Consider the following 14,123-nt stretch of genomic DNA (forward strand, 5'->3'; position numbering starts at 1 on the left):
TGTGTTACTCCTTTCCGAAGTTGTTTCCGGTTTCATCCTTTTCACCTATTAAACAACCAAACAACATATTTCTCTTAACTCTTTTCAGAAAAATTTTCTACTCTATTTCTACTCTATAATACCACCTTGACACTACCTCTGCATACAAGGACAGTACTACCATCCATCTCTGAACGATAGCCCTGCTTCCTGTCGGTGTTAATTTTTATTCGTTGTATTCGTAGAATTATAAAGCGTTTTCAGTCGAGAACACAAAGTCGAATTGGGACAAAAATAAAAACACACCGCTGAAACCAGGCGGCTCCTTGGCAATTTGACACGCCGGGAGCCGCCTGATTTTTGTCCACCCATCAGTTTACAGAAATATCCCGTTTTTCATAGCTTTTTTCTTCCTTCTGTGCTATACTACAAAATTAGCACTGCGTCGCCCTTTTTCGGATAGAAGAAAGAGGGCCTTGAAGGGGGGGCTGTCTATGATCCAGGAAAACCAGCGGCTGCTGAACCAGCTGAACGTCATCAGCGACGGGGCGCTGGTGTTGCTGTCCTTTTTGTTCGGCTATTGGGTGCGCTTTTATGTGCTGTCCGGGGGGACGCAGTCTGTGCCCTTCCGTTTTTATCTGGCGGCGGCCTGCGCCTTGATCCCCCTGCACCTGCTGACCTATAGCTTTGCCAATCTGTACACCCCCCACCGGAAAGTACGGCTGTGGACCGAGCTGCGCCGGCTGTTTTTCTGCAACTGCCTGGACTTTATTATTCTGCAGATGTTCCTCTATCTGCTGCGGGGCACCGATTTTTCCCGTATGGCCATGGCCCTGTTTTTCCTTACGGTAAATGTCAGCATAGGCGGAAAGCGGATGGTCCTGCGGACGGTACTGCACCGCTTCCGGGCCAGCGGCTACAACCAGAAGCACATCGTCATCGTGGGCAGCGGCGACATTGCCCGGGACTGCGTGCGCCGCATCCGCCAGAGCCCGGAATATGGCTATACCCTGCTGGGCTATGTGTCCGACCGGAAAAACTGGTCCGCCCTGCCCTATCTGGGTACCTTTGACCAGCTGGACGGCTATCTGTCCCGGACAAAGCCCGACGAGGTCATCGCCGGACTGGGGGCGGAGGACTATGAGCGGATGCCCCTGATCATCCGGGCCTGCGAGCACACGGGGACCAAGCTGTCCCTCATTCCCTTCTACGCCAAGTACATGCCGCCCCACCCCCAGTTCGACAGTCTGAACGGCCTGCCCCTGATCAACCTGCGGCGCATCCCCCTGGACAATCTGGGCAACGCCTTTGCAAAGCGGGCCATGGATATTGCGGGCTCGCTGGTGCTCATCGTCCTGTCCTCCCCGGTGATGCTGCTTGCCGCCGTGGGGGTGAAGCTCAGCTCCCCCGGCCCCATCATCTTCCGGCAGAAGCGGGTGGGTCTGAACAAGAAGCCCTTTTATATGTACAAGTTCCGGTCCATGCGGGTGAACGCCGCCTCGGACACCGGATGGAGCACCAACTCCGACCCCCGGAAGACCCGGTTCGGCTCCTTCATCCGCAAATTCTCCATCGACGAGCTGCCCCAGTTTTTCAACGTGCTCAAGGGGGACATGAGCCTGGTGGGCCCCCGGCCGGAGCTGCCCCACTTTGTGGACCAGTTCAAGGAGGAGATACCCCTGTATATGGTCAAGCACCAGGTCCGCCCGGGCATCACCGGCTGGGCCCAGGTGAACGGCCTGCGGGGGGACACCTCCATCAAGGAGCGCATTGAGCACGATGTGTATTACATCGAAAACTGGTCCATCCTGCTGGATATCAAAATTTTGTTTCTCACCCTGTTCAAGGGGTTTGTCAACCAAGAAAAATTAAACTGAAAACCGGAGGCAACGCCATGTCCAAGAAGAGACCCAATTCCGCCGCTGCGGCGGATCGGTTCCAGCCCGCAGCCTTTTTCCTGCCCGGGCTGGTCCTGTTCCTGTTCACCGCCCTGACTACCATCAACGCCATTAAGATCCCCGCCCTGCTGGCCCTGGTCGTAACGGCCCTGGCCCTGCTGGGCTGCATGCAGCAGCTGCGCCAGCGGCTGACCTGGATCGTGGCCGCCGTGGCCCTGTTCGTGGCCATCAACGGCATCTCCACCCTGTATTCCGTATCCGGGCAGTTCGCTCTGCAGGACTTTCTGCCCATCGTCTGCGCCTTCTGCGTGTTCGTGCTCATCCTGGCCTTTGAGCCGGGGCAGAAGGGCCTGATCGGCCGCCGGGCCGGGGGCATGTTCGCCGTGAGCACCGCCCTGGCCTCCCTGCTGAGTATCGACCAGCTGTCCACCCGGTTTCTCAGTTCCCCCTTCCTGTGGCTGATGAACAAATTCAGCACCGACTATGTGGACGTGGGCGGCGTGGAGACCGGCGTGCGTATGGTGTCCATCTACCGCAACCCCAACATCTTCGCCGGGTGCATCGGCCTGGGCGTGCTGCTGTCCCTGGGGCTGGCGGTGACGGAGGAGCGGAAGGGGGCCCGCCGGGGCTATCTGGCCTGCCTGGCCCTGAACGCCCTGGCCTTTGTGCTGTCCTTCAGCATGGGCGCCAGCGGCGCCATTGTGGCCGCCTTTGTCCTCTATCTGGTTCTGGAGCTGCCCCAGCGCCGGGCCCGGCTGCTGCTGACCATGCTGGAGACCCTGATCCTCACTGTGATCGCGGCCTTCCCCATCTACCTCACCGCCTTTGACGGCTGGAACGGCCTGAACCCCGTCCCCCTGGTCTGCGCCGTCCTGGCCGCTGCGCTGCTGGTGGTCCTGGACGAGCGCCTGGGCCGAAAGCTGGCCGACGTTCTGTCTTGCCACGGCAAGCTCTTTGCCATCGTGGTGGCGGCTCTGGCCGCCCTGCTGGCCATTTACGCCTTCCTGTCCATGACGGTCACCGGCAGCACCACCCTGAACGCCGGGGAGCGGCTGCGCCGGTCCGCCTATCCCGCCGCCGGGACCTATTCTCTGGACGTGCAGGCCGTGGGGGATGTGTCCGTGACCATCGAGAGCCAGAACATGCAGGACACCATGATGCACACCAGCTCTGTGCTGTACGAGGGCAGCGCCGACGGTGCCTCCTTCACCGTGCCCGAGGACAGCATGGTGGTCTATTTCAACTTCTCCGCCGACCAGACCACGGCGCTGGAGTCCGCCGCATATCAGGGCGAGGCCGGTTCCGGCTCCGTGCCCCTGGGCTATAAGCTGCTGCCCGGCTTCATCGCCAACCGTATGCAGGGCCTGCGGGCCAACCAGAACGCCATCCAGCGTCTGGTCTTTTTCCAGGACGGCATGAAGCTCTTCCGCCAGAGCCCCATCCTGGGCCTGGGTCTGGGCGGCTTCCAGAACAACGTGTACAGCGTTCAGGACTTCTATTACACCACCAAGTATATCCACAACCACTATATCCAGGCCCTGGTGGACACGGGCATCATCGGCTTTGCGGCCTTTGCGGTCATGCTGCTGCTGCCCGCCGCCGTCGTGGTCCGGGCCCGGCTGCGCCGGGAGGAGGAGCCCCTCATCGCTTCTCTGGGGGCGGCCATGGTGTTCATGGCCATCCACGGCGGCGTGGAGGTGGTGTTCTCCAGCAGCTATTTCCTGCCCATCGCCCTGGGGGTCATCGCCATGATCAGCCTGTGCTGCGGCCAGCCCATGGCCCTGCCCTGCTCCCCCAAGGGGGCCAAGTGGGCGGTGCGCATTGCGGCCCTGCCGGTGCTGGTCTACGCCCTGCTGCTGGGGGGCAACCTGTTTGCCGCCCGGCTCATTGCCCAGCCCACCTATGCCAACCTGTCCATGGCCATCGCCATAGACCCCTTCCGCCGGGACGACTATATGACCAGCTATGTGGTCAACGCCCTCACCCAGGAGGACGTGCCCGATGCCGTTATGGCCCAGGCGGAGAAGTGGTCCGCCAAGCTGGAAAAAGTGGACTCCAACAGCACCCCCCTCTATCTGGCCCAGGCCTATTTCCAGCGTGGGGAGACTGACAAGGCCTATGCCATGCTGGAGAAGTACGTGGACTTTGTCCCCACCCAGGAGACCACCTGGGACGATGCCTTCCTGCTGTTATTCCAGTATTCCGACGACAGCCAGGAGTCCATGGACCACATTCTGGCCTTCCAGCAGCGGATGAACCACTGGAACGACACCCACATGGGCACCATCACCCTCAGTCCCCAGGTCCAGGCGGCCCTCACCGTCTTTACCATGGACTGAATATTCTTTCCACCGAAGCCGCTTCTTTTTCTTGACTCCACCCCCGTTTCATGATATTCTGTCACAGAAACAGGTTACGGACCGAAAGGGATAACGACTGTGCGAAAAAACCGCACGGTCGTTATCTCTTTTTTTGCGCCCGAATCCACAGGAGGACAAGCCGCATGTATCTGATGATCGACAACTATGACTCTTTTGTGTACAATCTGAAAGCCTATCTTCAAGAACTGGGCCGGGATATTTTAGTCCGGCGCTCTGACGAGCTTACCCTGGACGACATCCAGGCCATGCAGCCCCAGGGCATCATCCTCTCCCCCGGCCCCAAGCGCCCCTGGGATGCCCAGCTGTGCGTGGACACGGTCCGCCGCTTCGGCGGCAAGGTCCCCCTGCTGGGGGTGTGCCTGGGCCACCAGGTGCTGGGCCACTGCGCCGGCGCCGTGGTGGAAAAAGGCGTTCGCCCCATGCACGGCAAGGTCACCCGGGTCCGCCACAACGGCACCGGTCTGTTCGCCGGTCTGCCCCGGGAGTTCAATGTGACCCGCTACCACTCCCTGGTGGTGCGGCAGGACACCCTGCCGGAGGACTATCAGGTGGACTGCGTGGCCGAGGACGGGGCCGTGATGGGCCTGTCCCACCGCACCCTCCCCCTGTTCGGGGTGCAGTTCCACCCGGAGGCCGTTTTGACCGAATACGGCCACGAGCTGCTGGAAAACTTCTGCCGTATGGCAGAGATGGGAGGTGTTCGGGCATGAATCGCATCACTTTGGAATTGACCCCCTACGTCCCCGCAGCGGACCTGTTCCGTCTGGTCTGCCATGAGCCGGACTGCGCCTTTTTGGACTCCTCCCTGGTGGGCGAACTGGGCCGGTGGTCCATCATCGGCCTGAAGCCCTATGAGACCTTTATCAAGGAGAATGACGGTTCCTTCACCCGGAACGGTCAGCCCCAGCCCGGGCGCTCCTTCGAGGACAGTCTCCAGGACTATCTCCGCACCCACCGGGACGAAAATCAGACCGGCCTGCCCATGGTCTCCGGGGCCATCGGCTACCTCTCCTATGACTACGGACGGGAGAACATGGGGGTGCCCTCCCAGGAGGCCGACCCGGAGCCCATCCCCCAGGCCCGGGTGGTCTTTTACGATCTGCTGGTCATTGAGGACTGCCGGGAAAAGCGGGTGTGGCTGTCCGCCTGCGGGATGACCCAGCCCGCCCAGGCGCTTTTGGACCGCTTCCGGGAGCAGATCGCCCAGGCCGTCCGCCAGGGTTTCCCCCCGGTCCCCGCCGGCCACGCCTCCCGGCCCATCGAAGTGCGGCCCAACTTTGAAAAAGAGGAATACAAGGCGGCGGTGGATCAGGTGATCCAGTATATCATCGAGGGGGATATCTACATCGCCAACATGACCCAGCGGCTGGACGTGATCAGTGACAAGGACCCCCTGTCCGCATTCTACTATCTGCGGGAGCACAACCCCTCCCCCTTCGGCGGCTATCTGGACTGCGGCGACCATCAGATCGTCTGCGCCTCTCCGGAGCGTTTTCTGCAGGTGAAGGACGGCCTGGTGCAGACCCGTCCCATCAAGGGCACCCGCAAGCGGGGGGACACCCCCCAGGAGGACGCCGCCCTGCGGCAAGAGCTGGAGCAGTCGGGGAAGGACCAGAGCGAGCTTTTGATGATCGTGGACTTAGAGCGCAACGACCTGAACCGGGTGTGCCGCCCGGGCAGCGTGAAGGTGACAGAGCTGTTCACCGTGGAGACCTATGCCACCGTGTTCCACCTGGTGTCCAACATCCAGGGCCGGCTGGCCCGGGACAAGGACATTATGGACCTGTTGGCCTCCGCCTTCCCCGGGGGCTCCATCACCGGCGCACCCAAATACCGGGCCATGGAGATCATCGACGAGCTGGAGCACGGCCAGCGGGGGCTGTACACCGGCTCCATCGGCTACCTCACCCTGGACGGGGCCTGCGACTGGAACATCGTCATCCGCACCGCCCTCCACCGGGACGGGCGCTACCACCTGGGCGTGGGCGGCGGCATCACGGCGGAATCCGATCTGGAGTTTGAATATGAGGAGACCCTGCAAAAGGCCAAGGCCGTGCTGGAGGCGCTGCAATGAGCGCCCCGCTGGTCTTAGACGACGGCCTGCAATTCGGTCTGGGGGTGTTCGAGACCATCGCCGTGGAGGGCGGGCACGGGGTGCTGCTGCAGGCCCACCTGGCCCGGCTGGCCCGCTCCGCCGCCGCCCTGGGTCTGGGGGAGCTGCCCGCCCGGGGCGTCACCCGGGAGGCGGTCTCCGGCTACATCCGGGCGCACTGCCCGCCCCACAGCGCCTGTAAGCTGATCCTGACCCAGGAGAATCTGATCCTGCAAAACCGCCCCAACCCCTATGGGCCGGAGCGGTATGACCGGGGGTTCGTCATGGACTTCAGCGCCGTGGTCCGCAACGACACCTCCCCCCTGGTGGGCCACAAGACCATGAACTACGGCGACTGCATCTTAGAGCACCGGGCCGCCGCCGCCGCCGGGATGGACGAGCGGATCTTTCTCAATACCCGGGGCCAGCTGGCCGAGGGTACGGTGAGCAATCTGTTCCTGGTCTCCGGCGGCAGGCTCTATACCCCTGCTCTGAGCTGCGGACTGCTGCCCGGGGTGCTGCGGGACTACCTCTGCCGCAGTCAGACCGTGGAGGAGACGGAGCTCTATCCCCGGCAGCTGGGGGAGTTTCAGGAGTGCTTCGTCACCAACTCCCTCATGGGCATCATGCCCGTGCGCCGACTGGGGGAGCATGTATTCCCCAGCCGGGAGACGGCGGACCGCCTGCGGGCAGAATATGAGCGGGATATGTACCTTCTATAAATCAAACAGAGAGACCTGCCGAAGCGGGTCTCTCTGTTTGATTTGCGGGTGCCGCCGCCCTTTTTATGAGGTGCAACTGCTGGTTGCTAACCTTTCAACCCCGCTTGGTGGACTTTTTGCACCCCTTTTGGTAAACTGAATGCAGAAAAACTGCAAAGGAGGACCTCCATCTATGACACTTGGAGCGAACATCGCGCGCCTGCGCACACAGAAAAACTGGTCACAGGGCGACCTTGCCGACGCACTGGACATCTCACGCCAGAGCGTATCCAAATGGGAGACCGACACCTCTATTCCCGAGCTCGACAAGCTTTTAAAGCTGGCTGAGCTGTTTGGCGTGACCCTTGACGAGCTTGTGTGCGGCGAGAACGCTGCAAAGGCAAGCTCCGCACCTGCGGCACAGGCTGCGTCCGCCTCCTTTCCCCCGCAGCAGGCGGCACCCCAGCGGAAAGAGCGCTGCACCGTCGCAGGAACCGTTTTACTGTGTACCGGCGCAGTCATTTCGATCCTCTGCCTGCTGCTCGTCGGCGATCTGCTGGCGGGGCTGCTACTTGCGTCACCGTTTTTCATCTGCGGCATCATCTGCTTTGCGGTGAAGCGGCGTGCCGGCCTCTTCTGCGGCTGGGCGGTCTATCTCTGCCTCGATCTCTACCTCCGCTTTGCGACCGGCCTTTCGTGGACGACCATCTTTATGACCCCCATCTGGACAGCGCAGATGAACTATATGCGCCTTTTCATTGCGTGGGTGCAGTTCCTCGTCATGCTTGTGATGATCATCTGCACGGTGTGCTCCTACCGAACGCTCAAGCTGCCCGCAGCGAAAAAAGAGGTCTCATGGCTTGTGGCCGGCTGGCTTGCTGCGTTTGTCCTGCTGCCCCTTTTGATGCGCTACGGCATCATGCCGCTGTGGACAAAGGATCTGCACAACTACAGCCAGTTCTCCCCCTACTACTTCATCGGTATTCTGTACGACTATGTGCGTCTGGCACTCGTCACCGTCCTGCTCGTGCGCACGCTCGCCGTCTGGCGCAGGAAGCGGGAAGAGAAGAAGGCGGACCGCAATGCGGCGGTGAAGTAGGAGACCGTTACATCTGCTTCGGCATCGCCCTGTCCAACCGGTGCAAAATGCCCATCATCCCCACCGACCTGTTCCCCCGGCAGCCGGATGGACCGCTATGTCACCTTCACTTCGATCCTGGACACCGCCACGTGAGCTGTCTTTCCCCTGTCCGCTGTCAGGCGGACAGGGCATTTTTTATCTCCCTTTTACCTTTTGTGTTGATATAAGCCTATCCGCCAAGCCTCAAGTCGTTTTGACGGAAAATGGGCATAGAAAAAGGACAGTCGACTTCTCGGCTGTCCTTTCGATATGAAGATAGCTCATTCAGTTTGCGGCAGGGTCTTGTTCTGATACTTCTTCAGCGGAAGTTTGGTTATTGGGGAGCGGGCCATACCCGTCTGGGTTTCCGTCGAGGTCTGTGCTATGATAGTTTTCATACAACCAGTATTTCCCGCCAATCCCAACGACGATGTTTTCGCCATATTGATAAACTTCTGCGCCAACAATAGGGTGATTTGCCTGAAAGTTTTCTTTGGGTATGCCGTCCAAATAATTACCTGCGTCATTTGTGCCTTGGAAGTTGGTAACATCACTTTCAATGACACCTAAATAAACAAAATCGCCTTTCAATTCGTTGAACGATGTTTGCGAAGTGGACTGCTTATACAAGGTGTCATTAACATAAATCATCGGTGCCGCGTCTGCTATACCCGGAGTAGTAACACTATCGTTGTTGTGGAGAAAAAGGGGAGTTGCCACAACGCATACTAAAACCAAACAAGCTGCAATAGCTCCCCATTTAGCCCAGATGGGCTTTTTTGCTTTTTGGTATACCCTTGCCTCGCTGACATATTTCTCATTGATGTCGCCGAGGACCTCATACAGTTTTTCGTTAGTCATAGTGCAAAGCCCCTTTCTAAAAGGTAGTTGTGCAGTTTAAGGCGGAGGCGGTTAAGGGTCATTGATACTGCCCCATCATTCATGCCGTGCCGGACAGCAATTTCTGAAATGCTATCGGTGTACCAGTATCGGCTGATAAAAATACTTCTTTTCTCTGGAGAAAGACTATCCAGAAATGTATCAATGGCTTTCGTGAGTTCCTTTTGGTCAAATGCCTGTTCAACATCATCCTTGCCAGATACCAGGTCTGAAAGTTCCTCCAAAACCACAGGCAACTCTCCGCCGCCTCGTTTGTCGGCATTGTTATGCTTGTATCGGTTAAACGATAAGTTTCGGACTATTTTCCCAAGGAATGTAGATAGAATGCTCGGTCTATGCGGTGGCATGGAGTTCCACGCGTTCAAGTATGTGTCGTTCACACATTCCTCGGCATCTTCATTATTACCCAATATGTTTTTGGCAATCGAGGTGCAGTAGCTTCCATACTTGTCTGCTGTTGCGGGGATTGCCTGCTCATTCCTATCCCAGTATAACTGGACTATATTTGCGTCATCCATCAGCTTTCACCTCAAATTTACCCTTTCACCTATATACACAACTTTTGAATTCAAATCTCACACATTTTTTCAAATATTTTTCTATCCCATAATACCACAATATTCTACAATTTGGGCATGAAAAGAGGCCGAGGTTGCCTTCGGCTCTTTTCGGTATCCAGTACCGGTTAAGTGCGTGATTTAGTGAAATCACCGGTGTTCTACCCTATCCACACAAAGGGTAAGAGGGCATTTTTTATTTTCCCATTGACAACCTGGCCGCTTCTGTTATAATCCCGTCTACAGAGATTTTCAGAAAAGGCAGGGCCTGTTGTCTATGGAGCTTATGAAACTGTTCGGTACGGAGAAGATCGGCAAAATTTTGCTGCGGCTGGCCCCGCCGGTGATGCTGGCCCAGCTGATCCAGGCCCTCTATAATATTGTAGACAGCCTGTTCGTGGGCAAATATGCCGACTCGGGTCTGACCGCCCTGTCCATCGTCTATCCCCTCCAGCTGCTGATGATCGCCCTGGCGGTGGGCACCGGCGTGGGGGTGAACACGGTGATGGCCGCCCGGTTAGGCATCGGTCGGAAAAAGCAGGCCGAGGAATACGCCGGGGTGGCCACCCCCATGGCCCTTATCATGTGGCTGGTATTTGCCGGAGTGTGCTGGTGCATTATGCCCCTCTATGCCCGGGTGTCCTCCCAGTCGCCGGATGTCATCCGGGACGTGGTGACCTATGGCCGCATCGTGTGTCTCTTCAGCACGGGGCTGTTTTTGGAGAGCGTGTGGACCAAGGTCCACCAGGCCAACGGGGACATGAAAACCCCCATGGCCGCCCAGATCGCCGGGGCCGTGACCAACATCGTCCTGGACCCCCTGCTCATCTTCGGCCTGTTGGGTCTGCCCCGGCTTGGCATCGCCGGGGCGGCCATCGCCACGGTGGCCGGACAGTTTGTGGCCGCCGCCATCGTGTCCCGGGGCGGCTTCTACCCCGCCCCCGCCCGGCGGGTCTGCCTCCGTGCCGTCCCTATCGTCCTCCGCCTGGGCTTTCCTAATATGCTCATGCAATCGGCCTACACCTTCTACATTCTGGGGCTGAACCTGATCCTGGCGGGCTTCTCCGACCAGGCGGTCACCGCCCTGGGCCTCTATTACAAGTGGCAGACCTTCTTCTTTATCCCCCTGGGGGCCATGCAGACCTGCATCGTGCCCGTCATCAGCTTTAACTATGCCGCCCGCAAACCGGAGCGATGCAAAAGCACCATGAAGGTATCCGCCCTGTTCGGCATGGGGATGATGTTTCTGGGGGCATTGGTATTCGAGTTTTTCCCCGTGCAGATGGTCCGGGTGTTTACCCCCGACCCCCAGGTGGCGGAGATCGCCCGGGTGGGCTTTCGCTTTGTGGGGGTCAGCTTCCTGCCCCAGGTGCTGGCCCTGCTGTTCCCCGTGTTTTTCCAGGCCATCGGCTTCGGGCTGAAAAGCTCTCTGCTGACCATCATCCGCACGGTGGTGCTGTTTGTCCCCCTGGGCTTTCTGTTCTCCCGCTTCGGCCTGAACTGGTTCTGGCTCACCTTCCCCGTCACGGAATTGGTCACTGCCGGGGTGGGCGGGGTGTTCTACCGGCAGTTCCTGTCCATGACCTATGAGCAGTCCCTCCACCGGTCCGCCCCCACCGCCGTGAAATAAATCAAAAAAACAACAACTAACAATAATGCGCCCTGTTCCGCCGGTCTTATGGCAGAACAGGGCGCACTGTTTTATGCGCTTACAGCTTGACTTTCACCACCACTTTGTGGACCTGCTCCGGGGCATCCACGGCAATACAGGGGGCGTGGGCATCGCCGGGGAAGGCCACCATGAACTTGTCCCCCTCCAGCACGAAGCTGGCACTGGCCGGGCCGTGATAGAGCCACAAATCCCGGTCCGGGTGGGCCTCCACCTCTTCGGTCATGTCCTGGAGGGGGGCCACATCAAACTTCTCCCGGCCGGACAGGACGAACTGGATGTCGGCATACTTCCGGTGGGCCTCCGGGGTGTCGTTTACCGGGCGGGTCTCATAGTCCTGGAGAAAGAAGAACAGGTCCTCCCCCTCCACCTCATACCGGCTCTCGGTGAGGGCGGCAAAATCCGTGTCCCGCAGCAGCTGCAGGCCCCGATAGATGCGGGGATGGACGGTTTTATACTGCTCTAAATTTTTCAGACTGTCAAAGATCATGGCGGTGCGCTCCTTCCTGATTTCGGGCCCCTTGGGCCCGCTGCTGCCCCCATTATACGGACAGGCCCCGGCCTTGGCAAGGGCCGGAAAAGGACCGATGTCAAAAACCATGCAAACAGCGTTTTTTATTGCAGAACACTGGTCAGTTTTTAACGCCGTTTTAACCCAACTTGTGGGGATTCCGCCGAAAAAAATTTCATCTATTGCCTTTATTCGTCAAAACTTATATAATGAGTTCGCAAAAGAGAGGATGCTGTTCTCTGTTGCAGAACTTATAAAAGGAGGCGCTGCATATGGACGGACGGGCTGAACCCAAGGTCAAATCCCTGGCCAAGGCGTTGAACATTCTCTCCTGCTTCACCATTCAAGAGCCCGTTTTGGGCGTGACGGAGCTGGCCAACCGCATCGGCGTGACCAAATCCAACATCCACAACATCCTATCCACCTTCACTTCTATGGGTTATCTCCAGCGGCTGCCCGATGGGCGGTATACCCTGGGGCTGAAAATTCTGGAGTACGCCTTCATCATCAACCAGAACCTGGGTTATCCCAACGCCGTGTACGACATTCTCGTGGAGACGGCCAGCCGCACCGGCGAGATCGTCTATTTCGGTCTGCCCTATGGCACCAACGTTCTCTATCTCTATGTGGCCCACCCGGCTGACCGGCTGGGGGTGCTGCCCTATCGGGATATTCTGGGCGAAACCGCTCCCTTCTACTGCACGGGTATCGGCAAGGCTATCCTGGCCCATATGCCCGAGGAGGAGTGGCCCTCCCACATCCCCGAGGAGCGCACCAAGTATCAGCCCAACACCATCACCGATCTGGACGGCATTCTGGAGGAACTGCGCATCACCCGCCGCCGGGGCTATTCCATCGACAACGGCGAGCGGGACCCCAACATCCGCTGTGTGGGCGTACCCGTCTATAACGCTGCCGGACAGCTGGTGGCCGGGGTGAGCACCTCCGGCCCCTCCGTCTCCATGACGGACGAGAAGCTGCTGGAGTGCGCGGGCATTCTGCAAAACGCCGCCCTGAAAATGCGGGAGCGCATTTATCGGTAACTCTTTCTTCGTTTCTACTCCGGGTGGAGAGCCCGGTTTGGAAAAATAGGTACAATTTTGGATTTAGGAGGATCTACATGAAAAACTGGAAAAGAAGCATCGCCCTCTGCCTCAGCGCCGTCATGATGGTCGGCCTGCTGGCCTCCTGCGGCAGCAAGAACGCCCCCGCCGCCTCTAGCTCCGGCAGCACCGCTTCCGGCAGCACTTCCACCAACACCGAAGACGTTGGCGACCCCGTCAAGCTGGTCTTCTCCATCGCCGCTGTGCCCACCGATGCCCACGGTGCCGCCCAGAAGGTCTTTAAGGACACTCTGGAGGAGATCTCCGGCGGCAACATCACTGTGGAGTGCTATGACTCCGGCTCCCTGTATGGCCAGGACACCGAGCACGATGCCCTGAAGAACGGCGACGTGGACCTGATCTACTCCTCCGCCTCCTGGCTGACCGACGGCTCCCCCTGGGTGTCCATGTTCACCGCCGGCTATGTGTTCCAGAGCTATGACCACATGACCAAGGTGCTCAACGGCGACATCGGCAAGGAAGTCTTCCAGAAGATCGCCGACGAGCAGGGCATCCTGCCCCTGGGCGCTTACTACCTGGGCACCCGTCAGGTCTCCCTGTCTGAGGACAAGCAGATCAAGACCCCCGAGGACCTGAACGGCATCAACCTGCGTATGCCCAACTCCGACGCCTGGGTGTTCCTGGGCAAGGCCATGGGTGCCAACCCCACCGCCATCCCCTTCAACGACCTGTATCTGGCCCTGCAGACCGGCACCGTTGACGGCCAGGACAACCCCCTGCCCACCGTGCAGTCCGCCAAGTTCTATGAGGTCCAGAAGTCCATCTCCCTGACCAACCACCTGGTGGACTCCGTGTGGCCCACCATCAACCTGAACACCTGGAACAAGCTGACCGACACCCAGAAGGGCTGGGTCATGGAGGCCGTTGAGGCCGGCCGCAAGGCTTGCGACGAGCAGAACCTGAAGACCGAGAGCGAGGTTCAGGACTTCCTGAAGGAGCAGGGCCTGAGCATCTACGAGGCCGATGTTGCCGCCTTCGCCGACCACGTGCTGAACACCTATCTGAACGACCCCATCTCCGACAGCTGGGACAAGGACCTGCTGGCCGAGATCCAGGCCATGGCCTAAGTTCTCCCCGCACAGATATCCCCAACGGGGGCTGGGATAGTCCCGGCCCCCGTTTTTAAGTGTCAAAAACAACTTTTCCTCCCTGAAATCCGTTTGAAATTCCGGGCCGTTCTGCGGGCTGCCC

Annotated in this window: 13 protein-coding genes; 10 read left to right on the top strand and 3 right to left on the bottom strand. The window is 59.0% G+C overall.

Annotated elements, in window-relative coordinates; genetic code table 11:
• Positions 1–473 precede the first annotated feature (473 nt).
• From H8S55_RS03070 to H8S55_RS03095, 6 genes are all read left to right on the top strand, one after another.
• Complete coding sequence (locus H8S55_RS03070; protein ID WP_186877793.1) at positions 474–1,856, top strand: undecaprenyl-phosphate glucose phosphotransferase; 1,383 nt, start codon at positions 474–476, stop codon at positions 1,854–1,856.
• Positions 1,857–1,873: 17 nt separating this feature from the next.
• Complete coding sequence (locus tag H8S55_RS03075; RefSeq protein WP_186877794.1) at positions 1,874–4,216, top strand: O-antigen ligase family protein; 2,343 nt, start codon at positions 1,874–1,876, stop codon at positions 4,214–4,216.
• 164 nt (positions 4,217–4,380) lie between these two features.
• The gene (locus H8S55_RS03080; RefSeq protein WP_186877795.1) at positions 4,381–4,968 is read left to right on the top strand and encodes an anthranilate synthase component II; all 588 of its coding nucleotides are present in this window, start codon (positions 4,381–4,383) and stop codon (positions 4,966–4,968) included.
• Positions 4,965–6,332, top strand: a complete 1,368-nt coding sequence (pabB, locus tag H8S55_RS03085) for an aminodeoxychorismate synthase component I (protein ID WP_186877796.1) — start codon at positions 4,965–4,967, stop codon at positions 6,330–6,332. The genes H8S55_RS03080 and pabB overlap by 4 nt, the downstream gene beginning before the upstream one ends.
• The gene (locus tag H8S55_RS03090; protein WP_186877797.1) at positions 6,329–7,072 is read left to right on the top strand and encodes an aminotransferase class IV; all 744 of its coding nucleotides are present in this window, start codon (positions 6,329–6,331) and stop codon (positions 7,070–7,072) included. The genes pabB and H8S55_RS03090 overlap by 4 nt, the downstream gene beginning before the upstream one ends.
• A 172-nt stretch (positions 7,073–7,244) precedes the next feature.
• A complete protein-coding gene (locus tag H8S55_RS03095) occupies positions 7,245–8,150 on the top strand; it encodes a helix-turn-helix domain-containing protein (RefSeq protein ID WP_186877798.1) in 906 nt (301 codons plus the stop codon).
• A 306-nt stretch (positions 8,151–8,456) separates the two neighbouring features.
• Here the strand turns inward: H8S55_RS03095 and H8S55_RS03100 are convergent, their stop codons facing one another.
• Together H8S55_RS03100 and H8S55_RS03105 are read right to left on the bottom strand one after the other, a co-directional pair.
• Complete coding sequence (locus H8S55_RS03100) at positions 8,457–9,032, bottom strand: entericidin like toxin protein (RefSeq protein WP_186877799.1); 576 nt, start codon at positions 9,030–9,032, stop codon at positions 8,457–8,459.
• Positions 9,029–9,589: an RNA polymerase sigma factor gene (locus tag H8S55_RS03105; RefSeq protein WP_186877800.1), complete on the bottom strand. Its 561-nt coding sequence runs from the start codon at positions 9,587–9,589 to the stop codon at positions 9,029–9,031. Before H8S55_RS03105 ends, H8S55_RS03100 begins: the two co-directional genes overlap by 4 nt.
• A gap of 316 nt (positions 9,590–9,905) precedes the next feature.
• Here H8S55_RS03105 and H8S55_RS03110 point away from each other — a divergent pair, with 316 nt between their 5' ends.
• Positions 9,906–11,258: an MATE family efflux transporter gene (locus H8S55_RS03110; RefSeq protein WP_186877801.1), complete on the top strand. Its 1,353-nt coding sequence runs from the start codon at positions 9,906–9,908 to the stop codon at positions 11,256–11,258.
• 79 nt (positions 11,259–11,337) lie between these two features.
• On the opposite strand, the gene H8S55_RS03115 is transcribed toward H8S55_RS03110, so the two are convergent.
• Positions 11,338–11,787 carry a NanQ anomerase/TabA/YiaL family protein gene (locus H8S55_RS03115; RefSeq protein ID WP_147562672.1) on the bottom strand — a complete coding sequence of 150 codons (450 nt, stop codon included), beginning with the start codon at positions 11,785–11,787 and terminating at the stop codon, positions 11,338–11,340.
• A gap of 97 nt (positions 11,788–11,884) precedes the next feature.
• Here H8S55_RS03115 and H8S55_RS03120 point away from each other — a divergent pair, with 97 nt between their 5' ends.
• The 3 genes from H8S55_RS03120 (at position 11,885) to H8S55_RS03130 (ending at position 13,999) form a co-directional block, all read left to right on the top strand.
• The gene (locus H8S55_RS03120; protein ID WP_186877802.1) at positions 11,885–12,097 is read left to right on the top strand and encodes a hypothetical protein; all 213 of its coding nucleotides are present in this window, start codon (positions 11,885–11,887) and stop codon (positions 12,095–12,097) included.
• Positions 12,081–12,851 (top strand): IclR family transcriptional regulator, encoded by a 771-nt coding sequence (locus tag H8S55_RS03125; RefSeq protein WP_147562674.1) that lies wholly within the window; start codon positions 12,081–12,083, stop codon positions 12,849–12,851. Before H8S55_RS03120 ends, H8S55_RS03125 begins: the two co-directional genes overlap by 17 nt.
• A 77-nt stretch (positions 12,852–12,928) precedes the next feature.
• Positions 12,929–13,999 carry a sialic acid TRAP transporter substrate-binding protein SiaP gene (locus H8S55_RS03130; RefSeq protein WP_207721717.1) on the top strand — a complete coding sequence of 357 codons (1,071 nt, stop codon included), beginning with the start codon at positions 12,929–12,931 and terminating at the stop codon, positions 13,997–13,999.
• Positions 14,000–14,123: the final 124 nt, after the last annotated feature.

This window comes from Flintibacter faecis, from assembly GCF_014287875.1.
Lineage (GTDB): Bacteria > Bacillota > Clostridia > Oscillospirales > Oscillospiraceae > Lawsonibacter > Lawsonibacter faecis_A.